The sequence below is a fragment of the Sphingomonas sp. G5 genome, from assembly GCF_052660795.1.
In genome coordinates this window covers 1,717,106-1,741,318 of record NZ_CP109660.1, presented here as the reverse complement: position 1 = coordinate 1,741,318, position 24,213 = coordinate 1,717,106, and the positions used below count along the sequence as shown (strand labels likewise).

At 70.6% G+C, this 24,213-nt stretch carries 24 protein-coding genes and 1 tRNA gene; 18 read left to right on the top strand and 7 right to left on the bottom strand.

All coding sequences use genetic code 11. The features are described 5' to 3' along the window. Positions 1-12 precede the first annotated feature (12 nt). Positions 13-711 (bottom strand): SDR family oxidoreductase, encoded by a 699-nt coding sequence (locus NE358_RS08420; protein ID WP_289942586.1) that lies wholly within the window; start codon positions 709-711, stop codon positions 13-15. Positions 712-779: 68 nt separating this feature from the next. Here NE358_RS08420 and NE358_RS08415 point away from each other — a divergent pair, with 68 nt between their 5' ends. Further along, on the top strand, positions 780-1,319 hold the full coding sequence (locus NE358_RS08415) for a TetR/AcrR family transcriptional regulator (RefSeq protein WP_103209250.1): 540 nt from the start codon (positions 780-782) through the stop codon (positions 1,317-1,319). A 46-nt stretch (positions 1,320-1,365) separates the two neighbouring features. Next, complete coding sequence (locus NE358_RS08410) at positions 1,366-2,148, top strand: MOSC domain-containing protein (RefSeq protein ID WP_289942585.1); 783 nt, start codon at positions 1,366-1,368, stop codon at positions 2,146-2,148. Positions 2,149-2,160: 12 nt separating this feature from the next. Here NE358_RS08410 and NE358_RS08405 read toward each other — a convergent pair whose 3' ends face one another. Then, entirely contained in the window at positions 2,161-2,868 is a 708-nt protein-coding gene (locus NE358_RS08405; protein ID WP_378713024.1) for a trimeric intracellular cation channel family protein, read from the bottom strand. Positions 2,869-3,256: 388 nt separating this feature from the next. Between NE358_RS08405 and NE358_RS08400 the strand changes: the two genes are divergently transcribed. The 3 genes from NE358_RS08400 (at position 3,257) to NE358_RS08390 (ending at position 5,447) form a co-directional block, all read left to right on the top strand. Further along, positions 3,257-3,856 (top strand): hypothetical protein, encoded by a 600-nt coding sequence (locus NE358_RS08400; protein WP_116239828.1) that lies wholly within the window; start codon positions 3,257-3,259, stop codon positions 3,854-3,856. Positions 3,857-3,918: 62 nt separating this feature from the next. Further along, a complete protein-coding gene (gene recO / locus NE358_RS08395) occupies positions 3,919-4,647 on the top strand; it encodes a DNA repair protein RecO (RefSeq protein ID WP_103209256.1) in 729 nt (242 codons plus the stop codon). Then, positions 4,644-5,447 (top strand): isoprenyl transferase, encoded by an 804-nt coding sequence (locus NE358_RS08390; RefSeq protein ID WP_103209258.1) that lies wholly within the window; start codon positions 4,644-4,646, stop codon positions 5,445-5,447. The genes recO and NE358_RS08390 overlap by 4 nt, the downstream gene beginning before the upstream one ends. A 3-nt stretch (positions 5,448-5,450) precedes the next feature. On the opposite strand, the gene NE358_RS08385 is transcribed toward NE358_RS08390, so the two are convergent. From NE358_RS08385 to NE358_RS08375, 3 genes are read right to left on the bottom strand one after another with little or no spacing between them, the layout of a single operon-like run. Next, the gene (locus NE358_RS08385; protein ID WP_499318541.1) at positions 5,451-6,374 is read right to left on the bottom strand and encodes a hydroxyacid dehydrogenase; all 924 of its coding nucleotides are present in this window, start codon (positions 6,372-6,374) and stop codon (positions 5,451-5,453) included. Then, positions 6,367-6,966, bottom strand: a complete 600-nt coding sequence (locus NE358_RS08380) for an RraA family protein (protein WP_103209260.1) — start codon at positions 6,964-6,966, stop codon at positions 6,367-6,369. Before NE358_RS08380 ends, NE358_RS08385 begins: the two co-directional genes overlap by 8 nt. Before the next feature lie 40 nt (positions 6,967-7,006). Next, entirely contained in the window at positions 7,007-7,804 is a 798-nt protein-coding gene (locus NE358_RS08375; protein WP_218026361.1) for an IclR family transcriptional regulator, read from the bottom strand. A gap of 119 nt (positions 7,805-7,923) precedes the next feature. Here NE358_RS08375 and NE358_RS08370 point away from each other — a divergent pair, with 119 nt between their 5' ends. The 11 genes from NE358_RS08370 (at position 7,924) to NE358_RS08320 (ending at position 19,191) form a co-directional block, all read left to right on the top strand. Further along, positions 7,924-8,910, top strand: a complete 987-nt coding sequence (locus NE358_RS08370) for a Bug family tripartite tricarboxylate transporter substrate binding protein (protein WP_289942582.1) — start codon at positions 7,924-7,926, stop codon at positions 8,908-8,910. After that, positions 8,907-9,518: a tripartite tricarboxylate transporter TctB family protein gene (locus NE358_RS08365; RefSeq protein ID WP_289942581.1), complete on the top strand. Its 612-nt coding sequence runs from the start codon at positions 8,907-8,909 to the stop codon at positions 9,516-9,518. The genes NE358_RS08370 and NE358_RS08365 overlap by 4 nt, the downstream gene beginning before the upstream one ends. Then, on the top strand, positions 9,518-11,029 hold the full coding sequence (locus tag NE358_RS08360; RefSeq protein ID WP_289942580.1) for a tripartite tricarboxylate transporter permease: 1,512 nt from the start codon (positions 9,518-9,520) through the stop codon (positions 11,027-11,029). The genes NE358_RS08365 and NE358_RS08360 overlap by 1 nt, the downstream gene beginning before the upstream one ends. After that, positions 11,026-12,243 carry a CaiB/BaiF CoA transferase family protein gene (locus NE358_RS08355; RefSeq protein ID WP_289942579.1) on the top strand — a complete coding sequence of 406 codons (1,218 nt, stop codon included), beginning with the start codon at positions 11,026-11,028 and terminating at the stop codon, positions 12,241-12,243. Before NE358_RS08360 ends, NE358_RS08355 begins: the two co-directional genes overlap by 4 nt. Further along, positions 12,240-13,076: a citryl-CoA lyase gene (locus NE358_RS08350; protein WP_289942578.1), complete on the top strand. Its 837-nt coding sequence runs from the start codon at positions 12,240-12,242 to the stop codon at positions 13,074-13,076. Before NE358_RS08355 ends, NE358_RS08350 begins: the two co-directional genes overlap by 4 nt. A 41-nt stretch (positions 13,077-13,117) precedes the next feature. Beyond that, positions 13,118-13,816, top strand: coding sequence for a DsbA family oxidoreductase (locus tag NE358_RS08345; protein WP_499318537.1), 699 nt, complete (start codon positions 13,118-13,120; stop codon positions 13,814-13,816). 79 nt (positions 13,817-13,895) lie between these two features. Next, a complete protein-coding gene (dusB, locus tag NE358_RS08340) occupies positions 13,896-15,062 on the top strand; it encodes a tRNA dihydrouridine synthase DusB (RefSeq protein WP_103209272.1) in 1,167 nt (388 codons plus the stop codon). Continuing rightward, the gene (locus NE358_RS08335; RefSeq protein ID WP_103209274.1) at positions 15,052-16,386 is read left to right on the top strand and encodes a deoxyguanosinetriphosphate triphosphohydrolase; all 1,335 of its coding nucleotides are present in this window, start codon (positions 15,052-15,054) and stop codon (positions 16,384-16,386) included. The genes dusB and NE358_RS08335 overlap by 11 nt, the downstream gene beginning before the upstream one ends. Next, complete coding sequence (dnaG, locus tag NE358_RS08330) at positions 16,386-18,224, top strand: DNA primase (protein WP_103209276.1); 1,839 nt, start codon at positions 16,386-16,388, stop codon at positions 18,222-18,224. The genes NE358_RS08335 and dnaG overlap by 1 nt, the downstream gene beginning before the upstream one ends. Positions 18,225-18,279: 55 nt before the next feature. Next, positions 18,280-19,053, top strand: a complete 774-nt coding sequence (locus NE358_RS08325) for an ATP-binding cassette domain-containing protein (RefSeq protein WP_116239823.1) — start codon at positions 18,280-18,282, stop codon at positions 19,051-19,053. Positions 19,054-19,115: 62 nt separating this feature from the next. Further along, positions 19,116-19,191, top strand: a tRNA-Asn gene (locus tag NE358_RS08320). A 107-nt stretch (positions 19,192-19,298) separates the two neighbouring features. Here NE358_RS08320 and NE358_RS08315 read toward each other — a convergent pair. Next, complete coding sequence (locus NE358_RS08315; protein WP_170210697.1) at positions 19,299-19,448, bottom strand: hypothetical protein; 150 nt, start codon at positions 19,446-19,448, stop codon at positions 19,299-19,301. Between the two features lie 123 nt (positions 19,449-19,571). Here NE358_RS08315 and NE358_RS08310 point away from each other — a divergent pair, with 123 nt between their 5' ends. After that, positions 19,572-19,982, top strand: a complete 411-nt coding sequence (locus NE358_RS08310; protein ID WP_141377868.1) for a hypothetical protein — start codon at positions 19,572-19,574, stop codon at positions 19,980-19,982. A gap of 16 nt (positions 19,983-19,998) precedes the next feature. On the opposite strand, the gene NE358_RS08305 is transcribed toward NE358_RS08310, so the two are convergent. Further along, positions 19,999-21,597 carry a serine/threonine-protein kinase gene (locus NE358_RS08305; RefSeq protein WP_289942577.1) on the bottom strand — a complete coding sequence of 533 codons (1,599 nt, stop codon included), beginning with the start codon at positions 21,595-21,597 and terminating at the stop codon, positions 19,999-20,001. A 263-nt stretch (positions 21,598-21,860) separates the two neighbouring features. Here NE358_RS08305 and NE358_RS08300 point away from each other — a divergent pair, with 263 nt between their 5' ends. Next, the gene (locus tag NE358_RS08300) at positions 21,861-24,197 is read left to right on the top strand and encodes an acyltransferase (RefSeq protein ID WP_289942576.1); all 2,337 of its coding nucleotides are present in this window, start codon (positions 21,861-21,863) and stop codon (positions 24,195-24,197) included. Positions 24,198-24,213 lie beyond the last annotated feature (16 nt).

Below are 24,213 nucleotides of genomic sequence, written 5' to 3'. Positions count from 1 at the left end.
CGTGCGGCCGTGTCACCACGGCACGGTCGCACCGTGGCGGTCCAGGTAGTGCAGTCCCGGCGTCCCGTGCTGAGCCTCTATCGTGTCGACGAGCGGGGGAATGGCCTCGGCGATGTCGAGACCCGCACCCTCGCCGCCCATGTCGGTGCGGATCCAGCCGGGTGCCAGCAGGAGCAGCGTCTTCGGTTCGGCGGCGTGCCGCGCGGCGTAGCTGCGCATCAGCTGGTTCAGCGCCGCCTTCGACGCGCGGTAGACCTCGAAACCGCCGGAGGTGTTGTTCGCGACGCTGCCCTGGCCGGATGACATCACCGCCACGGTGCCCGTCTGAGGGACGAGGGCCGCGAGACGCTCCACGACACGCATGGCGCCCAGCGCGTTCGTCAACATGGTCCGCGTGAACGCGTCATCGGCGATGTCGGACGCCGGTTCGTCGACGGGCGCGAGCGAGATGCCCGCGACGACGAACAGCAGGTCGAACTGATCCCTCGCCAGCCGGTGCGCCAATGCCGAGATCTGCAGGGCATCGGTGACGTCGACATGCTCGACGGCGACCGGGAACCGCTCGGTCAGGGCGCGAAGCGCCTCGCTCTCGGCATCACGGACCGTCGCGACGACCTCGACGCCCCGACGGGCGTACTCCTCGACGAGGGCGAGGCCGAGTCCCCGAGAGGCTCCGACGATCAACGCCCGGCGAGTGTGTGCTTCTGTCATGGCATCCTCCGCTCAACAAGTGATGAGCGAAACAGTACGCCTTCACTCAACGTTTGTAGAGTGGAGATATGGAACGCACAGGGACGCGAGCCGAGAAGCGCGCCGCGACAGCCGAACGCATCCTCGAGGCCGCGCGCGAGGAGTTCGCCGAACGGGGGCCGGCCGGCGCGACGATCCGCCGGATCGCCGGGCGTGCGGGAGTCGACCCGTCGCTCGTGATGCAGCACTACGGCTCGAAGAGCGCTCTGTTCGCTCTCGCGGTACGACCCGTCGCCGAGCTCGACGAGGCGGACGGCAAGGTGGGCGTCCATCTGGAGCAGGTGCTGCTCGCTCGGTTCCATGAGCTCGACGCCCCCACCCGCGCGCTGATGCGCTCGATGCTGAGCTCACCGGAGGCCGCGGATGCGATGAGCGCCTATCTCGACGAGCGAGCCTCGGCCCTCGCCGCGGGCGGCGATCGTGACCGGCACCAGCGAGCGGCGATCCTCGTCGCATCGATCATGGGCGTGACCATGGCGCGGCACTTTCTCGACGTCCCCGCTCTTCGCGACATCGACGCGGAAACGGCGGCGCAGATCCTCGGAGAGATGCTTCCGGGCGGTGACTGAGCTCCGCTCGGACGCGTTCCGCGACGTCGGGTGCCAGGATGAACAGGTGATCCGCGTCGACGCCCTCTACCGTTATCCCGTCAAGGGCCTCACGCCCGAGAGACGCGGCAGTCTCGTCATCCAAGACGACGGCCGCGTGCAGGGCGACCGCTCGCTCGTCTTCCGCTTCGCCGACGCCCGCGAGCCCGCTGACGCGACCTTCCCCAAGAGCCGCGGTCTCGCCCTCATGACGTTCCCCACGCTCGCACGGATCGATCTGACCTTCGACGATGAGACGCAGACGCTCCGCCTCCGGGTCGATGACATCGACGTGGAGGGCGACCTCAGCGACAGCGGGCGGCAGCGCCTCTCCGAGGCGGTGACGGCCTACCTGCGCACCACGAGCGACGCGAAGCTCCTCGACGCCGACGGCATCCTGCCCCTCGATCTCCTGGGCGACGGCCGCACGGCGCGCTTCCAAGACCGCCCGCGCGGTTTCGTCTCGCTGCACGGCGCTGCCTCGGTCGGAGCCCTGGATGCCACCGTCCCCGCCCCCGTGGACGATCGCCGCTTCCGGTCGAACATCGTCGTCGAGGGCACCGCCGCGTGGGCGGAGCTCGACTGGAGCGGTCGCGTGCGCATCGGCGACGTCGAGTTCGCGGTGCAGAAGCCGATCGAACGGTGTGCGGCGATCACCGCGAACCCCGACACCGGCGTGCGCGATGCGCGCCTGCTGCGCGTGCTCACGACGCAGTTCGGTCAGGACGAGCCGACCCTCGGCATCCTTCTGCTTCCCGTCGACGGCGGCGGCACGATCCGCGAGGGCGACGAGGTCGTCGTCGACGCGTGACTCACGCGGCGGTCAGGCCGCGTCGTCGGCCCGGATGATCGGGATGCCGGTGGTCTCGACCGCGACCTTGCGGCGGTAGAGCTTGCGCTGTTCGGGCAGGGAGAGATCGAAGATCACCGCGAGCACGCGGACGACGGTCGTCACGATCACGCCGATGACCGCGGCGATCGGGAGGGGGACGCCGAACGCCGCGGTCGTGGCGAGCACGACGCACCCGCCGCCGGCGGCCACCGCGTAGAGCGAGCCGACGTGCATGATCGCGACCGGCAGGCCCATGAGCACGTCCCTCAGCACGCTGCCGCCTGCGGCGGCCAGGACGCCCACGAACACCGCCGGCACCGCGGGCATGCCGAGCGCCAGAGCCTTGGACGTTCCGAAGGCGCCGAACAGACCGATGACGACGGCGTCGAGCATGACGATCGCACGGTTGAGTCGTTGGAAGATCCCCGACAGCAGCATCCCGACGATCGACGCGAGCGTCGCGGTGATGAGGTACCAGTTGCTCTGCAGCGTCGCGGGGGTGAGCCCGAGCAGCAGATCGCGAATGAGGCCACCGCCCATCCCGAGCAGGATGCCGATGATCGCCACGCCGAGCAGATCCAATCGCCGCTGGCCCTGGAACCCCGAGGCGAACAGGGCCCCCTGCACGCCGCCGAGCGCGACGGCCGTGAGATCCGCCCACAGCGGGATGACGAAGACCGAGGCGTTCACGGCATCCATTCTCCGCGAAGCGTTCGAGTGCGCGGGGAGGCGCGGCATAGTCTCGACGGATGGACCCCGCGTACCTCCGCTCGGATGCGGCGACCCTTCTCGCGTCGCTGACACAAGCGACCCGGAGGTGACGCTGCCCGCCGAGCTGTACGACCGTGCTCGCGACGACTACCTACGACCCCGGCGCGGCGCCCCGCGGCGACTGCGATGGTTGCTCGAATAGGGTCAGCCCAGCTGGCAGCGCCACCGCCACCGCTGAGCAGTTCGCGATAGCACCGCGCGCGATGGCACGTCCAGCGGCACCGCGCGTGACGGCGATGCGGTTGTATCGATGAGGGGGCCGATCTGGTACGCCTGGAACGTCGAGGCGGTCGGGAACCGCGGAAGAGGAACGCACATGCACTGGGGGGCGAATTCGAGCGTGGCGGTCGCCGTGCTCATCGCGGGAGTCATCACGACGATCGTCACCGCGATCATCAGGCGGTCGCCGTCGCGCGCGACCGCGCGAGCGACGCGGGAGGGCGTGCTCTTCGTGGTCTCGACGCGGATGTGGCAGCGCGTGCTCATCCGCACCGTCGGCATCGCCGTCCTGCCGCTGGCGGTCATGCTCCTGCTGGCAGCCGCCTTCGTCCGCGACCCCGAGATCGGAATGGTCATCGCGGGGGCGGCGATGCTCGTCGGCGGCATCCTGTTCATCCTCCTCGCCCGCGGCATGAAGCGGATGCGTCTCGAAGTCACCCCCGACTCGGTGTGGTCGTTCGGTCTGGTGCGCGGGCCGAACGAGGTGCCGATCGCGGAGCTCACCAGCCTCGAGCCCAACCCCGGCGATCGGTTCGGCGGCATCCTCGCGAAGACGGGGAGCTCGACCCGATTCGGCGCGACGCGTCTCATGCTGGGATATCCGCAGTTGATCGACTTCCTGCAGCAGAGCCGTCCCGACCTGCCGATCCCCGACGGGTCCTGGCCCCTTCAGGGACGAGCAGTCGCCTCCCGCTGAGCCGAGCGGCGCGTCACGGCCGCGCGCGGCCGCTTCCCGGGGAACCGGGCGGATAATGGACTGTGCCCACCTACCGCGACGAAGTCGTGGTCCTGCGTACCCACAAGCTCGGGGAGGCGGACCGCATCCTCACCTTGCTCAGCCGGCGCAACGGCAAGATCCGTGCGGTCGCCAAGGGCGTGCGGCGTACCTCGTCGAAGTTCGGGTCTCGGCTCGAACCCTTCATGGTCGCCGACGTGCAGTTGGCGACGGGGCGCAACCTCGACATCGTGCAGCAGGCCGAGTCGCTCGGGTCGTACGGGGCCGACATCGTCACCGATTACGACCGGTACACCACCGCCAGCGCGATGGTCGAGACCGCCGACCGGTTGAACGAGGCCGAGGCCACCCCTCAGCAGTACCTCCTCCTGGTCGGTGGCCTGCGCGCCCTCGCTCGCGCAGAACACTCCGAACGCAGCGTGCTCGATTCCTACCTGCTCCGCGCCATGGCCCTCTCGGGCTGGGCGCCGGGGCTGACCGAGTGCGCCCGCTGCGGCACGATCGGCGACCATGACTACTTCCTTCCCCAGCTCGGCGGGGTGATCTGCTCGACCTGCGCGCCGGCGGGCTCGCCCCGCGTCGCACCTGACACGGTCGATATGCTCCGCGCCCTCATGGCGGGGGAGTGGGAGCGCATCGACGCCGCCCCCGGTCGCACGATCGCGGCCGCATCGGGACTCGTGGCGGCGTACGCGCAGTTCCACCTCGAACGTGGCATCCGTTCGCTTTCGCACCTGGAGTCGCACCGATGACACCCAAGCCGTTCACGCACCGCGACGCGGTACCGTACCGCCCGCTCGACTGGACGGGCGAATACCCGCCCACCTATCCGAAGGGCGCGGTTCCGGAGCACGTCGCCATCGTGATGGACGGCAACGGCCGCTGGGCGAACCGCCAGGGACTCACGCGTGTGGAGGGCCACCGCGCCGGGGAAGCGGCCCTGCTCGACGTCGTCGCCGGCGCCATCCAGGCGGGTGTGAAACACCTGTCGGTGTACGCGTTCTCGACGGAGAATTGGTCACGGTCTCCCGACGAGGTGCGGTTTCTCATGGGCTTCAACCGCGAGGTGCTGCACCGTCGTCGCGACCAGCTCAACGAGTGGGGTGTGCGCATCCGCTGGTCGGGCCGCAAGCCGCGTCTCTGGGGCTCCGTCATCAAGGAGCTGCAGCACGCGGAGCGTCTCACCGAGGGGAACTCGACGCTGACGCTCACCATGTGCGTCAACTACGGCGGCCGGGTCGAAATCGTGGATGCCATGCGCCGCATCGGCGACGACATCGCGGCCGGAAGGCTCAAGCCTTCCGCGGTGACCGAGAAGCTCATCCGCAAGAACCTGTACCAGCCCGACATGCCCGACGTGGATCTGTTCGTGCGTTCCAGCGGCGAGCAGCGCACCTCGAACTTCTTGCTGTGGGAATCGGCGTACGCCGAGATGGTGTTCCTCGACACGCTCTGGCCCGACTTCCGGCGCACGCACCTCTGGGACGCGATCGGGTTGTATCTGTCGCGCGATCGCCGATTCGGCGGGGCGGTCGACGCCCCCACGGCGTGAGACTCAGCTGGCCAGCTCGCTCCGCAGGGCAGCGGCGGCTTCCATCGCCACCCGCCGCATCGCCTCGCGCGTCTGACCGCCGATGTGCGGCGTGACGACGACGTTGGCGCGGCCGCGGAGCGGGTGGTCGTCGGGCATCGGCTCGATCTCGGAGACGTCGAGTCCCGCGCCTCCCACATCGCCCGCGTCGAGCGCCTCGGCCAGCGCGTACTCGTCGACGACCCCACCCCGCGACGTGTTGATCACGATCGCGTGCGACGGCATCCTCCGGAACTGCTCGGCTCCGAGCAGGCCCCGAGTCGTGGGCACCAGCGGAACGTGCACGCTCACGGCATCCGCTTCGGAGAGCAGTGCGTCCAGCGGGAGCGGCTCCGCGCCGCCCGCCCGCACCTCGTCGTCGCTCAGGCCGGGGTCGTGCGCGAGGACGCGCATGCCGAATCCGCCCTGCCCGATCCGCGCGACGCGACGCGCGATGCGGCCGAAACCGATGAGGCCGAGGGTGGAGCCGCTGAGCTCGCCCCCGATCAGATCGTCGCGCGAGGCGGTTCCGGTCGCTGCCGCGCCGATACCCCGCCGCACCGCCATCAGCAGCGCCACCGCGTGCTCGGCGACCGACAGGACGTTCGCCTCCGGCGTGGTCGTGACCCGGATGCCGCGCTCTCGCGCGTAGGCGGTGTCGACGGTGTCGGTCCCCACGCCGTGGCGAGCCACGATCCGCAGCCGCGGCATCCGCTTCAGCTGCGGGGCGTCGAGACGCGCCGTGCGGAGCAGGACTCCCTCGGCCACAGGCGCGACAACGTCTTCGGTCGCGGCGCCCACCCCCCACCCGCAGCGCACGTCGGCCCAGGTCTCGAGGTCGGCCACCGCGTCGGCGTGGATCTCACGAGGGACCCAGACGACCGGCCGCACCGGAGAACGCTCAGCCACGGGGCGTGAGGGCGCGGTTGGCGGCGCGACGCTCGGTCTCGCCGCGCAGGAGTTCGTCGGCCGCGGCGCGGACCGCGGCGATTCGCTCGCGGGGAACGACGGCGACGCCGTCTGAGTCGCCCACGATCCAGTCGCCGGGCGAGACGGGAACGCCGCCGAGTGTGACGGTTCCGCCCAGGCGGAAGGGCCCGGTCTTCCACGGGCCCGCGGGGGTCACCGCGCGAGCGAACACCGGTACGCCGACCTGGCGCAGCTCACCCGCGTCGCGCGCCGCACCGTCGAGCACCATGCCGGCCACACCGAGCGCCTTCGCCTTCTCTGCCACGAGCTCTCCGATCAGGGCCCTGCTCTCGTCTGACCCGCCGTCCACCACCAGGACCTCTCCGGCACGAATGACCTCGAACGCCGCGTGCACACCCTTGTTGTCGCCGGGACGTGTGAGCACGGTGGCCGCGGGGCCGGAGACGACCGCGCCGTCCCACAGGGGCGAGACGCCCCGCGCCACCCCGAAGCGCTCCATCGCGTCACTGACGGTCGCGGACGCGTACGCACCGGGTGGAGGGTATTCCGTGTTCTCGGTCGGGGTGCTCATCGTCGGGCGATCCTCTCGTCGGGGGCGGGTCGGGAAGAAGTCAGTCGAGCGCGGGGGGCAGACCGGTGTGGCGGAGATCGGATGCCGCGGCCTCGAGCGCCTCGAGGAAGATGTCCACGCGCTCGTCGGTGAAGCGGGCCGTCGGCCCACCGAGTCCGAGCACCACGGCGGGACGTCGGTCGTCGCCCTCTCGCACGATCACGGCGACGCCGCTGTTACCCGGTTCGCGGGCTCCGTGCGACACGGCGTGCCGATCGCGGGCGGCTGCAGCAACCGCGAGACGGAAGGCGTCGGCGTCGACGCGGGGAAGCTGGTCGGCCGGGACCGCGGCGAGGACGTGCTCCGCCGCATCGGGCCCGCTCGCCGCCACCAGCAGCGTGGATGACGCGCCGGCCAGCAGCGGCATCTCGTCACCGACCTGGACCACGTGGCGCAGCGAATAGGGGCTGGGCGACTGCGCGACGGCCACGCGGCGCAGGCCGCTGCGGACGTAGAGGCTCGCCGTCTCACCGGTCTCTTGCGCGAGCCGTGTCATGCGGTCGGCGGTCTCTTCAGGGACCGCCCACGCCGCCTCGGCGAAGGCGGCGAGACGAATCAGGCGCGCGCCCACCGTGATCCGGCCATCGGCGGCGTGGCGGAGCATGCGTTCGCTCACCAGGGTGTCGATCAGCCGCAGCACCGTCGTTCGCGGCAAACCGCTCTCGCGCACGATCTCTGCGACCGAGAGCACGGGGCGATCCGCGGTGAAGCTCTGCAGTACCTCGAAAGCTCGGGTGACGGCTCGGACGCCACCGCCCTCGGAGGTCGAGCTGTTTCGGCTCTCGATGGTCGTGGACATGGTCATCTCTTCCCGGCGCCGCGGTTGCGACTTCCCGTTGAGCGAGTGTACCGTCAGGTGGACACCGGAGTCCACTAGATGGTCATCGGGTCCGAACCTCATCACGAAGGAGTGACGACGTGACAACCAGACGCGTCATGTTGCACGCGCTCGGGATCGCAGCCACCGCCGCCCTCGTCGGCGTGGCCGCGGTCAACGCCAGCGGCTCGACCGCCGGCGCCGACCCGCGGACCAAGCTGACGATCATGGCCCCCGCGGCCCCCGGCGGCGGGTGGGACCTCGCCTCCCGCGAGTCCCAGCAGGTGCTGCGCTCGACCTCGGTCGTCAACAACGTGCAGGTGGTCAATGTGCCCGGGGCAGGTGGGACCATCGGTCTCGGCCAGTTCGTGCAGCTCGATGCCGACCCCACGAACCTCATGATGACCGGCACCGTCATGGAGGGCGCGATCACCGCCAACGGCTCCGAGGCGACGCTGGCCGACACGACGCCGATCGCCCGCCTCGCCGAGGACTACATCGTCTTCATCGTGCCGGCCGACTCGCCGTTCCAGACCCTCGACGACTTCGTGCGGGCCTGGCGCGAGAACCCGCACGGCCAGGCGATCGGTGGCGGCGGCATCGGCGGAACCGATCACCTGCTCACCGGTCTGACGGCGAAAGCCGCGGGCATCGATCCGGGCGAGATCAACTACGTCTCGTACGCCGGTGGGGGCGAGGTCCTCACCGCGCTGCTGTCGAACACGGTCGCCGTCGGCGTGAGCGGATACAACGACTTCAGCGACCAGATCGAAGCCGGGCGGCTCCGGGCCTTGGCCGTCTCGTCCGAGGAAGCCGTTCCCGGCATCGACATCCCCACCTTCATCGAACAGGGCGTCGACGTGAACCTCCCCAACTGGCGCGGCCTCGTCGCCCCTCCCGGCTTGACCGATGCCGACCGCGACGAGCTCGTCGCCATCGTCGAGCAGATGGCGGCCACGCCCGAGTGGGCCGAGGTGCTCGAGCGCAACCGATGGCGCGACGCGCTGCTGACCGGTGCGGACTTCGCCGACTTCATCGCACAGGACCAAGCGCGCGTCGACGCGATCATCGAGGAGCTGGGCCTGTGAGCGGCGTCATCCCCACCGTCCCGCGTACCCACCGGGCACGCACAGCAGACGGATTCTGGCGACGTCGCACGGGCCTCGTGGTCCCCGCCGTCATGCTGTCGGTCGGTCTCGCCCTCATCGTGGGCACCCTCACGATGACGGTGCCCGCCAACACCGCCCCTCCCGGGCCGCAGCTTTTCCCGGCCCTCATCGCGGCCGCGGTGATCGTGCTCGCGATCCTGCTCGCCGTCGATGTGATCCGCCGCCCCGAGCCGGTCGAGGTCGCCGACGACGCCGCGGTTCAGAACCCCTCCGAACTCGACGATGACGCCCTCATCGCCGCGGTCGAAGGGCATGAGCCCGACGCCCCCGCGGTGCGCCCGCGGAGCAACCTGTGGGCCCTGGCGGGGGCTGTCGGCACGGTCGTCGTCTTCATCGCCGCGCTCACTCCGCTCGGATGGCTCCTCTCCGGCGCGTTCCTGTTCTGGGGTATCGCCCGATCGCTCGGGAGCCGCCGCCCGATCTTCGACATCTTCCTCTCGCTGGCGATCTCCGCCATCGTGCAGATCGCCTTCTCCGGCGGTCTCGGACTCAACCTGCCGCCTGGAATCCTGGAGGGCCTCTTCTGATGGATGCTCTGGTCAACCTGGGGGAGGGCTTCGCCGTCGTCCTCACCCCCATCAATATGCTGTGGGTGCTCATCGGAGCCGTCCTCGGCACCGCCGTGGGCGTGCTCCCCGGCCTCGGCTCGGCGATGGCCGTCGCGCTGCTCCTCCCCGTCACCTTCTCCCTCGACCCGATCGGCGCGTTCATCATGTTCGCCGGGGTCCTCTTCGGCGGCCTCTTCGGCGACTCGATCGCCGGCATCCTGATGAACACCCCCGGCAACAGCACCGCGATCGCCGGGTCCATCGAAGGCCACCGGATGGCCAAGGACGGCCGCGCGGCTCAGGCGCTGGCGACCTCGGCGATCGGCGCCTTCATCGGCGGCATCATCGCCTCGATCCTGGTGGTCTTCTTCGCACCGCGTCTCGCGGAACTCGCGACCCTGTTCGGCCCCGCCGAGTACCTCGCCCTGGCCGTCTTCGCCTTCGTGGCGATCTCGGCCGTCGTCACCGATTCGGTGCTGCGCGGCCTCGCCGCCCTTGCCATCGGACTGGCGATCTCCGTGGTCGGCATCGACGGTGCATCCGGCGCCTCGCGCTTCACCTTCGGTCTGCCGGAACTCTTCGACGGGATCGACATCGTCGTGATCACCGTCGGGCTCCTCGCCCTCGGCGAGGTCTTCAGCGTCGCGGGTCGCCGCGGCACGCCCGACGACACGAAGCTCCTGGCCTCGAGCGGTCGCCTCTGGCTGTCGTTCCGCGAGCTGCGGCAGGCGCTGCCCGCGTGGCTGCGCGGTACCGCGATCGGCGTGCCGTTCGGCATCATCCCCGTCGGCGGCTCCGAAGTCCCGACCTTCCTGTCCTACGGGACGGAGCGCAAGCTCGACGGACGGCGCAAGCGGCCGATGTTCGGTCGCGGCGCCATCCAGGGCGTCGCCGGCCCCGAGGCAGCGGGCAACGCGACGGCGGGTACCGCCATGGGAGCCCTGCTCGCCCTGGGCCTTCCCACCTCGGCGACCGCGGCGATCCTGCTCGCGGCCTTCCGCCAGTACGGTCTGCAGCCGGGGCCGCTGCTCTTCGACCGCGCACCCGACCTCGTGTGGGCACTGCTGGCGAGCTTCTTCGTCGGCATGGTCGTCCTCCTGATCCTCAACCTGCCGTTCGCGCCCCTCTGGGCGAAGCTGCTGAAGGTGCCCAAGCACTACCTCTACGCGGGCATCACGGTGTTCGCCATGCTCGGCGTCTACGCCACGAGCGGCAAGATCCTCGACCTGGTGCTCGTGCTCGCGGTGGGTCTGCTCGGTTTCCTGATGCGACGCTACGGCCTGCCGGTCGCCCCGATGCTCATCGCCATCATCCTCGGCCCCCTCGCCGAGACCGAGTACCGCCGGGCCATGGCCGTCAGCGAGGGCGACGCCGGCATCCTCGTGTCGAGCCCCATCTCGATCACGCTGTACGCGGTGCTCGCCGTTGCGGTCGTGGGCGTCGTCTTCACCCGGGTGCGCGCCGCGCGGAAGCAGAGGGTCGCCGCATGACGGATGCCACGACCCCGGGACCCCTGACAGGGATCACCGTCCTGGACCTCACCAACGTTCTCGCCGGACCCTACGCGGCCTACCAGCTGGCTCTGATGGGTGCCGACGTGATCAAGGTGGAGACCCCGGAAGGCGGCGACCTCGCGCGTCGCCTGGGCACCTCGGCCGAACTCAACGCGCAGCTGCTGGGCATCTCCTTCCTCGCCCAGAACGCCCAGAAGCGCTCGATCACCCTCGATCTCAAGACGGAGCGCGGCGCGGAAGCACTGCGTCGGCTCGTCGCGACCGCTGACGTGCTCGTCGAGAACTTCCGCCCCGGGGTTCTCGAGCGCCTCGGGTTCGGGTGGGACCATCTCCGGGCGCTGAACTCTCGTCTCATCCTGTGTCAGGTGTCGGGTTTCGGACAGACCGGCCCGATGCGTACCAAGCCTGCGTACGACCAGATCATCCAGGGGTACTCGGGAATGATGAGCGTGACAGGAACCGCCGAGACCGGCCCGCTGCGCGCGGGGTTCCCGCTCGCCGACACGATCGGCGGGCTCGCCGCGGCGTTCGCGATCTCCAGCGCCCTCGCCGGTCGCGCCCGCACGGGTGCGGGAGCCGTGATCGACGTCTCGATGCTCGAGACCGCGGTGACGGCCATGGGATGGGTCGTCTCGAACCTGCTGGTCGACGGTCACGAGCCCCGTCCCCTCGGCAACGACAACGGCACGGCTGCTCCCTCCGGGGCGTTCACGACCGCGGACGGCATGCTCAACATCGCCGCGAACAAGCAGGAGCAGTTCGAGCTCCTCTGCACCCTCGTCGGTCGTCCCGACCTGGTCACCGACGACCGCTTCAGCGAGCGCGAGAGCCGGAAGAGACACCGCGCCGCGCTCACGGCCGAGCTCGAGAGCGCGCTCGCCGCGCGTCCGGCCGCCGAATGGGAGGACGTCCTCAGCTCCGCGGGCGTCCCCGCGGCCGCCGTCCTGCGCGTGGATGAGATGCTGCGCAGCCCCCAGATCCTGGACCGTGGCCTCGTTCACGAGCTTCCGTTCCCGGGCGGCGGCGACGCGCCGCTGCGTGTTCTGGGCAACGGCATTCGGATCGACGGGAAGCCCTCGACACCGCGTACCCCGCCGCCGCTCCTGGGCGAACACACCGACGAGATCCTGGCGACTCTCGGCTACAACGCCGAAGAGATCGCCGCCCTGCACGAGGAAGGCGCTGTATGACCGACGACGAACTCGCCCCCGTCACCGCGTGGTGGGCCACAGCCATCACCCGCATCCAGCCGGGGGAGATCGCGTTCCGCGGCCGCCCCGTGCAGGATCTGATCGGCACGACCGGTTTCGTCGAGACGATCTGGCTCATGGTCACCGGAGGGGTCCTCGATCCCGAGCGCGGCAGGCTGCTCGAGGCGACGCTGGTGGCGAGCGTCGACCACGGGCCCCAGGCACCCTCGATCGCGAGCGCGCGCATGGCCGCGACGTGCGGTGTGGGCATCAACTCGGCGATGGCGAACGGCATCAACGTGCTGGGCGACACCCACGGGGGTGCCGGGCAGCAGTGCGTGGCGATGCTGAATCGGATGGTCCAGACCCACGGGGCTGAGGGGCGTTCCCTGGATGATCTCGCTCGCGAAGAACTCGCTCAGCACCGCGCGCGCGGCGCTTTCGTGCCGGGCTTCGGCCACCGCTTCCATCCGGTCGACCCCCGCCGAGATCCTCTCCTGGCACTCGTGGAGCAGGCCGTGGCCTCCGGGGCGATCCCCGGCGACCATCTGCGCGCAGGCCTCGCGGTCGAGCGAGCGCTCGCGTCCCGGGGCGTGCCGATGAACATCGACGGCATCTCGGCCATCGTCTACGGGGAGCTCGGGGTGGAGCCCGAACTGGCGCGGGGGCTCTTCGTGCTCGCCCGGTCGGTGGGCATCCTCGCCCACGCGTGGGAGGAGACCGGCTCGGGCAGACGGATCAAGGGTCCTCTCCCTCCGCCGCTGCTGGCCGACTACACCGGACCGGAGGTCGTCGACGCCCGACCCCGCGACGCCGGGCGCACGGACCCCTGACGGAGAAGGGATGCCGTCAGTGGAATAGATCGATACGCCCGGTGGTTGCACGCGATATGACGGATGCCATCAAGATCGACGTGTGGAGCGACATCGCCTGCCCCTGGTGCTACATCGGCAAGCGGAACCTCGAGAACGGCCTGGCCGCGACCGCGTCGGATGACGATGCCCCGGTCGTCGAGATCGAGTACCACTCGTTCGAGCTCTCGCCCGATACCCCGGAGGACTTCGATGGGGGAGAGGTCGACTACCTCTCACAGCACAAGGGCATTTCCCCCGAGTCGGCTCGCGAGATGCTCGACCGCGTCACCGGCGTCGCCGCCGACGCGGGGCTCGCCTACCGTTTCGACATCTTGAAGCACACGAACACCGTCAAGGCGCACGAACTGCTGCACTTCGCGAAAGAGAACGGCAAGCAGCTCGAGCTGGCCGAGGTGCTCATGTCGGCATACTTCCTCGAGGGCAAGCACGTCGGGCGCGACGACGATCTCGTCGCCCTCGCGGTCGCGGTCGGCCTCGACGGCGACGCCGCCCGCGATGCGCTCACCTCGCAGCGGTTCCGCGCGGCGGTCCGTGCCGACCAGGAGCAGGCTCGCCAATTCGGTATCACCGGCGTTCCCTTCTTCGTCATCGACGGCAAGTACGGCGTCAGCGGTGCCCAGCCCGTCGAAGCATTCACGCAGATCGCCCGACAGGTATGGGGCGAGCGTCGCGAGGCATCCGAGACCGCCGACGCATGAGGCTCCTCCCCAGCCGTGCCCGTTTCCCCTTCGCCCGGGGCGGGCACCGCTGTCGCTATCCGTCTGGGACAATGGTGCAGTGAACACGGCAATGGCTCCGACGCGGTCTCTCCGCATCGGCAACATCGAACTCGACGCTCCCGTCGTGCTCGCCCCGATGGCCGGCATCACGAACACGGCGTTCCGTCGTCTGTGTCGCGAATACGGGGCCGGTCTCTACGTGAGCGAGATGATCACGACGCGCGCTCTCGTCGAGCGCAACGAGACGACCATGCGTCTGATCCGCCACCACGAATCCGAGACCCCGCGGTCGATCCAGCTCTACGGTGTGGATCCCGCGACGGTCGAGGCGGCGGTGAAGATGATCGTCGACGAAGACCACGCCGACCACATCGACCTCAACTTCGGCTGCCCGGTCCCCAAGGTCACCCGCCGCGGCGGGGGAGCCGCCCTGCCCTGGAAGACGTCGCTCTTCCGTGAGATCGTCGAGCGGGCCGTGGGAGCCGCGGGCGACATCCCGCTGACCATCAAGATGCGCAAGGGCATCGACGCCGACCACCTGACCTACCTCGAGGCCGGGCGCATCGCCGAGGGCGCGGGCGTCGCCTCGATCGCGCTGCACGCGCGCACGGCATCCGAGTTCTATTCAGGTCATGCCGACTGGGCCGCGATCTCCACGCTCAAAGAGACCGTGACGAGCGTCCCGGTGCTCGGCAACGGCGACATCTGGTCGGCCGACGACGCGGTACGCATGATGGACGAGACCGGCTGCGACGGTGTCGTCGTCGGTCGCGGCTGCCTCGGCCGCCCCTGGCTGTTCGGCGATCTCGCGCGCGCACTCGGCGGCCCCGACGCAGCACACGGCGAGCCCGTCGACGCGACGCTCGGCTTCGTGGCCCGCGCCTTCCGTCGCCATGCCGAGTTGCTCGTGGAGTTCTTCGACGACGAGGGCCGCGGATGCCGTGACATCCGCAAGCACGTCGCCTGGTACTTCAAGGGCTACCCGGTCGGCGGTGAGTTGCGTGCCGCCCTCGCGACCGCCTCGACCCTCGACGAGATCGACGAGCTGCTCGCCACGATGGAGCTCGACGCGCCGTACCCCGGGGCCGCGGCCGAGGGGCAGCGTGGACGCGCGGGAACGCCGAAGCGTCCCGCTCTTCCCGACGGGTGGCTCGACTCCCGCGACATCGGCCACGACGCCGGCCGTGAGCTCGCCGCGGCGGAATTGCACCACAGTGGCGGTTGAGGTCTCACCGGCGGTCTCCCGCCCCGTCGGCTACGACGACGCCGATGCCGCCCGCTTCCACATCGAGAACCATCGCTCTCAGCGCGATGACTTCGCGCGCGACCGTGCGCGCGTGCTGCATTCCGCTGCTCTGCGTCGTCTCGCCGCGAAGACCCAGGTGCTGAGCCCCGCGAGCCCCGCCGACTTCGCCCGCAACCGCCTCACGCACTCGCTCGAGGTCGCGCAGGTGGGCCGCGAGCTCGCGACGGCGCTGCAGCTGTCGCCCGACGTCGTCGACACCGCGTGCCTGAGCCACGACCTGGGCCACCCGCCCTTCGGGCACAACGGAGAGCGTGCGCTCAACGACTGGGCTGCCGACATCGGGGGGTTCGAGGGCAATGCGCAGACGCTGCGCATCCTCACGCGCCTCGAGCCGAAGACCTTCGGCTCCGACGGCGAGCCCTTCGGCCTCAACCTCACCCGCTCGAGTCTTGACGCCACCTGCAAGTACCCGTGGACCATCGACGAGCCCGTCCCCGACCCGGGCGGGCGCCTGAAGTTCGGCGTCTACCCCGACGACGAGCCGGTCTTCCACTGGATGCGCGGGGGAGCCCCCGCGCGTCAACGCTGCATCGAGGCCGAGGTCATGGACCTGTCGGACGACATCGCGTACTCGGTGCACGATTTCGAGGACGCGGTCGTCAACCGCTACGTCGACCCCGCACGACTGGCCTCGCGGGTCGGCCGCGAGGGCTTGCTCGACGCGATCCAGCGGTGGGTCGGCTACGACTTCGTCCGCGACGACCTCGCCGCCGGCCTCGAACGGCTGATGGCGATGCCCGAATGGATCCACTCCTTCGATGGCACGCGTCCCGCTCTCGCGCGGCTCAAGAACCTCACCTCCGACCTCATCGGGCGTTTCGCCCGCGCCGCCACCGCGGCGACCCGCGCAGCGCATCCCGCCGATCAGCTGACCCGTTATCGCGCGCACGTCATCGTTCCCACAGAGGTCGAGGTCGAGATGGCCGTGCTCAAGGGCATCATCGGCGCGACGGTCGTCTCCATCGACGGTCGTAAGGTGCTGTACCGCGAGCAGCGCCACGTGCTGAAGCGCTTGGCATCCGCCCTCTGGGAGAACCCGGGGGCCCTCGACGCCCTGCACGCACCCGACTTCGCCGCCGCCGCCGACGACGCAGCCCGCCGCCGCGTGGTCGTCGACCAGGTCGCCAGTCTCACCGATCAGCTCGCGATCGCGTGGCACGGACGCCTCGTCGGAGAAGTGGATGCCGCAGAGCTCGGTGTCTGGGCGCCCGGTGCCCGCGCCGCTCGAGGAGCGGATGCCTGATGCCCCGCATCCGCCAGTCCGACGTCGATGAGGTCAAGGCGAGGGTCAACATCGCCGACATCGTCGGTGAGCGCGTCGCGCTGAAGTCGGCCGGCGTCGGCTCGATGAAGGGTCTCTGCCCCTTCCACGACGAGCGGAGCCCCAGCTTCCACGTGCGCCCGCAGGTCGGGTACTACCACTGCTTCGGCTGCGGTGAGTCGGGCGACGTGTATTCGTTCCTGCGCGCGATGGACCATGTCTCGTTCACCGAAGCGGTCGAGCGCATGGCGGCGCGCGTCGGGTACACGCTCCACTACGAAGACGGCGGGCCCGCGCCCGAGACGACCGGCCGCTCGCGGCTGTACGCCGCGAACGCCGCCGCGGCGGAGTACTTCCGCGCCCAGCTCATGACGCCCGAAGCAGACACGGGCCGACGCTTTCTCGGAGACCGCGGCTTCGACGCCGGCGCGGCCGCGCACTTCGGCGTCGGCTACGCCCCCAAGGGCTGGTCGCATCTCATGGATCACCTGCTCGCGCAGAAGTTCACGCGTGACGAACTGTTGCAGGCGGGACTCGTGTCCCAGGGGCAGCGCGGGGTGTATGACCGGTTCCGCGGCCGCTTGGTATGGCCGATCCGCGACATCACCGGGCAGGTCATCGGGTTCGGCGCGCGCAAACTCTACGACGACGACCAGGGCCCGAAGTACCTGAACACCCCCGAGACGCCCATCTACAAGAAGGCGCAGGTGCTGTACGGCCTCGACCTCGCCAAGCGCGACATCTCGCGCTCGCACCGCGTCGTCGTGGTCGAGGGATATACCGACGTCATGGCGTGTCACCTCGCCGGCATCACCACCGCGATCGCCTCGTGCGGCACCGCTTTCGGCAGCGACCACATCACCGTCCTGCGGCGGGTGATGGGAGACGACAGCTCGGCCGGCGAGGTCGTCTTCACCTTCGACCCCGATGCCGCGGGGCAGAAGGCGGCGCTGCGCGCCTTCGCCGATGAGAAGCGTTTCGCGGCGCAGACGTATGTCGCCGTGGCCCCCGAGGGTCTCGATCCGTGCGACCTGCGCCTCCAGCGGGGTGACGGTGCGGTACGCGCGCTCATGGAGAACAAGGCGCCGATGTTCGAGTTCGTCATCGACCAGCGACTGAGGGACTTCGATCTCTCCAGTGTCGAGGGCCGTGCCGGTGCCCTGCGTGCGGCCGCGCCGATCGTCGCCGATATCCGCGACCCGGCCCTGCGTCCGGGGTACGTCCGTGTGCTCGCGCGCCGCCTCGGCCTCGACATGCCCGAGGTGCAGTCGGCCGTGGAACGCGCCGCGCGCGGCGCCGATCGCGCCGAGAAGCGCGATACGCGCAAGGACTCCGAGCCCGCCCCGGTGGCGATCTCGGTGACGATGGCGTCGCTGCCCAACAACCGCGACGTCGCGCTCGAGCGCGGCGCGATGATGGCGTTCCTGCAGTACGGGCACCGCATCGAGCCCGAAGTCTTCCTGCGGGCCCTGCAGACGCCGTTCACGCACCCGGCTCTCGAGGCCGTCCGCAGCTCCCTGGCATCCACCGATCTGTCGCAGCCCGGATGGGCCGTCGCCGCGGTCGAAGCCGTGCGCGAGCCCTTCCGCTCGCTCGCGGCCGAACTGCTGACCGCCGAGTTCCCCGCACGAACCGAGGAGGGCGCCGTCGCCTCGGCGAACGATCTCGCTCGCGGTCTGCTCGTGCGCGAGCTCGAGCGCGAGAAGAGCGAGTTGCTCCGTGGGATTCAGCGCGTTCCCGCCGATTCCGACGAGGGCAAGCGCCTGCGGTTCCGGCTGCGCGAGCTCGACGCCGACCGCCAGCGCCTCATCGCCTCCTGAGCGGGCGCCCCGCGCGCCGCTGGCATCCCTCGTTGTCGTCGGGGAGGATGAGGGAATGCCCCGGACCCTCGACACCGACGTCGCCCTTCGAGCCGACGACCTGTCTCTGGCGCGCAGCGGCGTGCGCGTGATCGACGGGATCACCTTCACGCTCCCCGCCGGACGCACCTTGGTCGTGCAGGGAGCGACGGGGGCGGGAAAGACCTCGCTCGTCTCGCTGCTGGCCGGCCACCCCGACGACGGGCTGACGGTGGTCGGGGGAGACGCCCGCGTGCACGGCATCTCTGCCCGGCGCCCGGGACGTGCGCGTCGCGAGTGGACCTTCCACACCGGCTACCTGCCGCAGGGAGCGGGTGCAGCTCTCCCTTCCCGCTTGACCGTGCAGGACGTCATCGCCGAGCCCATCACCAGTCGCGACCGCAAAGTCAACACGCGCGCTCTCGCCGTGCGCGTGGCGACCCTCCTCGACGAGATGGAGCTGCCGCTCGGCACGGCCCCGAAATACCCCTACGAGCTGAGTGCCGGTATGCGTCAGCGCGTCGCCCTGGCGCGCGCGCTCGTTCTGGAGCCGCGTCTGTTCGTCGCCGACGACCTGTACGCCAACCTCGACCTCGAGGTGCGCGCGGCCGCTCGCGGTTCGATCACGCGGCGGCGCGACGAGCGCGGAATGGCCTCGCTCATCGTCACGAACGACGCCGATGCCCCGAGAGACCTGGATGCCGATGTGCTCGTGCTGCACGCCGGTCACGCCGTGGGGCTCGGCCACGGCGACCAGGCGGTGCAGTGGACTCCGGACGGCACGCCCGAGAGACGGATTTCGACGGGCTGATTTTTCCGCCGCCCCCGCGTGCTGTTAGTATCGTGGGGTTGCCCGCCGCAAGGTGAGCATGATCCTCGGTAGCTCAATTGGCAGAGCAATCGGCTGTTAACCGATAGGTTCTTGGTTCGAGTCCAAGCCGGGGAGCCACGGAAGGCCCGACGCACGAGCGTCGGGCCTTCGTCGTCGTCAGACCGCGCAGATCGTCAGGTCGTGGTGAGCCGGCCCGCTCGGGAGAAAGCCCCGCACGACACCTTTCAGGCGGGGTCGGAGTCAGCGTCGGGCTCGAGCCGCTGCTCCTCGCGGTGTGCTGGGCTCTGCTCCATGTCGGGATCGATCGACGTGTCGTCTCGATCGGCCTTCTGGGCGGCGGGGTCGGGGATGGGAAGTCGATCCGGATCGCTCATGCCGGCAACCGAACCACCGCGATCGGGGGTTCGTCGCGCCCGTTGACACAGGCGCCGACCCGCCGAAACGCGCTCGCCTGTGGGCTCACCTGCTCGCGCGGGCGGCGTGCCTACACTCGGGGCATGCGTCGCGCACTCGTCCTGGTCGCCTCCTGCATGTCGATCTGCCTTCTCGCGGGTTGCGGATGGGTACGCCCCGACGTCGTCGACCGAGCCGACGATGTCAGCGTCACGGGCGGAACGTGCCGCATCGAGTGGTGGTTGGCCGCGCTGAACGATGGTGCGACAGGCGAGGCGTGGGGCGTCGCGCGTGAGGCGCTCGCTTCATCGAGGGTCGACGAAGCGCAGCTGTCCGAATGGAGAGAACTCCTCCTGCTCGACGACGACGTCACCTGGCCGTCGCCGGGCCGCCTCGACGGTGCCGCACACCGCGAGGCCGTTCGTGCCGATGTACGCGACGCCTTGGCTGTTGCGGGGTTCCTCGATAGCGATCGCGTCATCGAGGTCTTCTCGTCACAGCTCTGTACGGTGTGACACTCCGGCGGGCACGCTAACTCGTCGGAGAATCGGCGACCTGTTCCGGCCCCCGCCCCTTCCCGTTGTTCGAGCCCTTCCCATTCCCGTTGCCGTTCCCCTTGCCCGAGCCGCCCGCGCCGGGCGCGGAGCCGCCGGGCGTCGCCTCCGGCGAGGGCGACGTGCTCGGAGGGGGAGCGACCGAGCCGCCGCCGGGCGGGGTGGGGTCCGGCGCCGGTTCGACGACGGGGGAGCCGCTGGAGTCGGGGGAGCCGCGACCGGGTTGCGTCGATCCGCCACCCGGCACCTGAACGATCGGCTGTGCCGGAGCGCGCTGCACCGGCTGCGGCGCGACCGGGGCGGGCGAAGGCGGTGGGGTCTCGGCATCCGTGCTCGACACCGACTCGACCGAGGAGGGATCGTTCTCGGCCACCAGAGGGACCGGCGTCGATGAAGGCGCAGGGGTGGAGACGCGGTCCGTGACCGCGTCGGGGACCGCACCGAGAGAGAACGCCATCACATGCCCTCCGACGATGAGCACGGCGCCGGCTGCGGCGCCCGCCCAGACCCACCACCGTCGGAACGATCGACGCGGGCGCGCGGCGGAGACGAAAGAACCGCCGGCCCCGACGCCGACGGAGGCCGCGGCGGCGACCGGCGCGGTGCTGTATGTGGCCGCGGCCCGCGGCTCATCGCTCCCTGCCGATGCCACCGGAGGTGCGCTCATCACGGCCGTCGGCACCTGCCACGACACCGCGGCCGCGGGTGCGCCGGTGGCGGTCCCCGCTGACTCGTGGGTCAGCGACTGCACCCGCGTCATGACGCTCGCGGCGGAGGGTCGCTCATCGGGGTCGAAGGCGGTCATCGACGTCAGCAGCGACTGCCACTCGCCACCGTACGTCCCCGGGATATCCGGCTGACGAGCCAGGCGGGCGAGCAGCGTCTCTTGCAGCGTTCCGCCGCCGAAAGGATGCAGGCGCGTGAGCGCCTCGATGGCGAGGAGCCCCAGCGCGTACACGTCCGACGCGGCGCGGGGCGGCTCGCCGCGTACCTGCTCCGGTGCGAGATAGGCGGCCGTCCCGATGACGGTGCCGGGCGTCGTCAGGCGTGTCGCACCGATCAGCCGGGCGACCCCGAAGTCGGCGAGCACGGCCTCGACGGCGCGCACCCCGCCTCTCACCTCCCGCAGGAGGACGTTCGACGGCTTGACATCGCGGTGCACGATGCCGGCGTCATGGACGACGGCGAGAGCGCCCGCCAGGTCGGCGAGAATGCCGGCGACCTCGGCAGGCGAGACGGGGCCTTCTTCGATGCGTCGCTGCAGCGAGGGCCCGCTCACCAGCTCCATCACGAGGTACACGTGGTCGTCGCCGGTGAGCCGCGCGTCGTACAGGGTCACGAGCGAGGGGTGATCGAGCGCCGCGAGAGCCCGTGCCTCCGACATGCGGCGGAGGGGTTCGGGTTCGTCGCCCGCGTCGGCGTAGAAGATCTTGATCGCCACGTCGCGTGCGAGAACCTCGTCGCGCGCGCGGAAGACGCGCCCCATTCCACCCGCGCCGATACGCTCGCGCAGGATGTAGCGCCCACCGAGGATGTCGCCCGCGTGGGGCATCGAGTGGTCGAGCACGTGACTCATCGGTTCCTTCGAGCGGGACCGCCTGACGGCGGGAAGGGTGGATGCCGGGACGCATCCGTTGCATTGCACGCTATGCCCGCGCGGGTCGGCGGAGAGCGGGGTAGCGACACCGCTCGCCGATGCGCATAATGCTCGCTCACCTCGCGATCGTCGGCTTCGTTCCCCGTCCGGGGCGTCTGCGCCCCCAGGCCTGCGAACGAAGCTGTGGGAGCGGTTCCACTAGGCTCTCTCCGGCCGCCGACGCCGGCCCGAGAGGATCCGACGTGCCCGCCCCCGCCTCTCACGTGCGCCGCGATCTCCAGGGCCTCCGGGCGATCGCCGTGATCGCGGTCGTCAGCACCCACCTCACGGGATGGCCCCGAGGCGGCTTCGTGGGTGTCGACGTGTTCTTCGTCTTGTCGGGCTTCCTCGTCACCGGCATCCTGCTGGCCGATCTCCAGGCAGAGGGGACGGTGCGCCTCGGCGCCTTCTTCGCTCGCCGCGTCAAGCGCCTCTTGCCCGCCGCTCTCGTCGTGCTCGCGGTCGTCGTCGGGGCAGCGTTTCTGGTCTTCTCGCCCGTGCGTGCCGAGAGCACCCTGGTCGACGCCGTCTCCGCTGCCGGCCTCCTCTCGAACTGGCACTTCGGTCTCGAGGGCCGCGACTACTTCGCCGCCACCGACGTCTCGCCGCTTCAGCATTTCTGGTCGCTCTCCGTCGAGGAACAGTTCTCGGTGGCATGGCCGTTCCTCGTCCTGCTGGCGGTCGCCGCGCTGCCGGTCGCCGTGCGCCGCGCACGCGGTGGACGTGTGGCCGTGGGCCTGTTCGCGGGTGCTGTCGTCGTGGCATCCGGCATCGTCGCCGTCGTGCAGACGCCCGTCGACCCGAGTCTTTCGTACTTCTCCACGCTCACGCGGGCAGGGGAGCTCGCCACGGGAGCGATGATCGCGGCCGCCGCCCCCGTCCTCGTACGGATTCCGGCGGCTGCCCGCGCGCTCCTCGCCTGGGTGGGCCTGGCGGTGATCATCGCGGCGGTCTTCCTGATCGATCCCGCGGACCCCTTCCCGGCACCCGCGGCCGCCCTCCCGGTACTCGGAGCAGCACTCGTGATCGGCGGCGGCATCGGCGGCGACCCGCGTCACCGCCACCTCTTCGTCCTCACCAACCCGTTGGCGGTGACGATCGGCGATCTCTCCTACTCGCTGTACCTCTGGCACCTGCCCGTGATCGTGTTCGCGGGGGTTCTGCTCGCTCCGGGACCCGCCGCCACGGGGATCACCGTCTTGGCGATGCTCGTCCTGACGGTCGCGACCTACCTCGGCATCGAACAGCCTCTGCATCGCTCGCCCTGGGCAGCCCGCACCGCGCATCGACGCGAGCCCGCCCCCGCCGAGCCGGAGCGCGTATCGGAACCCGCTCCGCGCCGTGCGAGCAGCCTCGCCTCGCGGCCCGCCGGATACATCCCCGGTCAGCGGTACTACCCCGGCTCCCGCCCTATGGCCCCCGTTCCCCCGGAGCCCACGAAACCCGTCGCACCGACGCCCGTGGTGCGGCACGACGCTCAGCGGATGCCGGCACCCCCGGCATCCGGCGAGACCGATGACGCACCCGCCTGGGCCGCCTGGCGTGCGCGTTTCGCGCCACGCGTGGCGATGGCCGGAGCCAGCCTCGCGATCGGCACCGGAGCGACGGCGCTCGCGGTGATGCTGGCGTACGGCGCCCCGAGGCTCCCCGGTCTGCCGCTCGCCGCCCCGGCCGCCGTCGACGTCGCAGCCGAGGCCGGAGACGCCCTCGGCACCTTGCAGGGCGACCTCGCCGCCGCGACGACCGCCGCCTCGTGGCCCGACCTGCGCCCCTCGCTCGACGAGGTGCAACGCGCCTCGTCGTCGGCGAATCGCGCCCGCGACTGCTTCACTCCGGGTGTCGCCCTCGAGGCGGCGAGGTGCACCTGGGGCTCCGCCGACGCCCCGCGCCACCTGTACCTCGTGGGCGACTCGAGCGCGATGGCCTATGCGCCGGCGTTCGCGAAACTCGCCGACGACAGCGGGGGAGCGTGGCGCGTCACGACGGTCGGGATGTACGGATGCCGCTTCACCGATGTGCTCCTCGAGAGCCGCGACCCGTCGGTCATGGCCGCGTGCGGACAGCGAAAAGTGGATGTCGCATCGATGATCGCCGCCGCGCCGGCCGATCTGCTCGTCGTGTCGAACGCGTTCACCCTGGGCCGCTCGGTCGACGGGCGCGACCTGGGCGCCGGGGAGCTGGCATCCGCCATCGCCTCCGAGATCACGGGGTGGGCGCCCGCGGGCCGCACGGTGTATCTGGCGCCCCCGCCGCACGGCGCGGATCTCGGGCGGTGCGTCTCGCCTCTCACCGGCCCCTCGGCGTGCCTCGCGGGAGTCGACGACGTGTGGACGCAGATGGAGACGGCGACCGAAGTTGAGGCCGCCGCCACCGGTGACTCTGCGATCAGCTCCCTGCCCTTCAGCTGCTGGCAGGGGGCGTGCCCCGCCTTCGCGGGCGACACGCCGGTGCGCTATGACGACACCCACATCACCCCGGCGTTCGCGGAACGACTGACGCCGATCCTGCGCGGCGAGCTCGCGGCGAGAGATCTGTACTGACGCCGGCGGCCCCGAA

Excerpts from the sequence above, each read along its gene's own strand:
- NE358_RS08420 (WP_289942586.1), bottom strand. The coding sequence starts at position 711 with ATGACAGAAGCACACACTCGCCGGGCGTTGATCGTCGGAGCCTCTCGG.
- NE358_RS08415 (WP_103209250.1), top strand. The coding sequence starts at position 780 with ATGGAACGCACAGGGACGCGAGCCGAGAAGCGCGCCGCGACAGCCGAA.
- NE358_RS08405 (WP_378713024.1), bottom strand. The coding sequence starts at position 2,868 with ATGGATGCCGTGAACGCCTCGGTCTTCGTCATCCCGCTGTGGGCGGAT.
- NE358_RS08400 (WP_116239828.1), top strand. The coding sequence starts at position 3,257 with ATGCACTGGGGGGCGAATTCGAGCGTGGCGGTCGCCGTGCTCATCGCG.
- NE358_RS08390 (WP_103209258.1), top strand. The coding sequence starts at position 4,644 with ATGACACCCAAGCCGTTCACGCACCGCGACGCGGTACCGTACCGCCCG.
- NE358_RS08380 (WP_103209260.1), bottom strand. The coding sequence starts at position 6,966 with ATGAGCACCCCGACCGAGAACACGGAATACCCTCCACCCGGTGCGTAC.
- NE358_RS08375 (WP_218026361.1), bottom strand. The coding sequence starts at position 7,804 with ATGTCCACGACCATCGAGAGCCGAAACAGCTCGACCTCCGAGGGCGGT.
- NE358_RS08360 (WP_289942580.1), top strand. The coding sequence starts at position 9,518 with ATGGATGCTCTGGTCAACCTGGGGGAGGGCTTCGCCGTCGTCCTCACC.
- NE358_RS08355 (WP_289942579.1), top strand. The coding sequence starts at position 11,026 with ATGACGGATGCCACGACCCCGGGACCCCTGACAGGGATCACCGTCCTG.
- NE358_RS08350 (WP_289942578.1), top strand. The coding sequence starts at position 12,240 with ATGACCGACGACGAACTCGCCCCCGTCACCGCGTGGTGGGCCACAGCC.
- dnaG (WP_103209276.1), top strand. The coding sequence starts at position 16,386 with ATGCCCCGCATCCGCCAGTCCGACGTCGATGAGGTCAAGGCGAGGGTC.
- NE358_RS08325 (WP_116239823.1), top strand. The coding sequence starts at position 18,280 with ATGCCCCGGACCCTCGACACCGACGTCGCCCTTCGAGCCGACGACCTG.
- NE358_RS08315 (WP_170210697.1), bottom strand. The coding sequence starts at position 19,448 with ATGAGCGATCCGGATCGACTTCCCATCCCCGACCCCGCCGCCCAGAAG.
- NE358_RS08310 (WP_141377868.1), top strand. The coding sequence starts at position 19,572 with ATGCGTCGCGCACTCGTCCTGGTCGCCTCCTGCATGTCGATCTGCCTT.
- NE358_RS08305 (WP_289942577.1), bottom strand. The coding sequence starts at position 21,597 with ATGAGTCACGTGCTCGACCACTCGATGCCCCACGCGGGCGACATCCTC.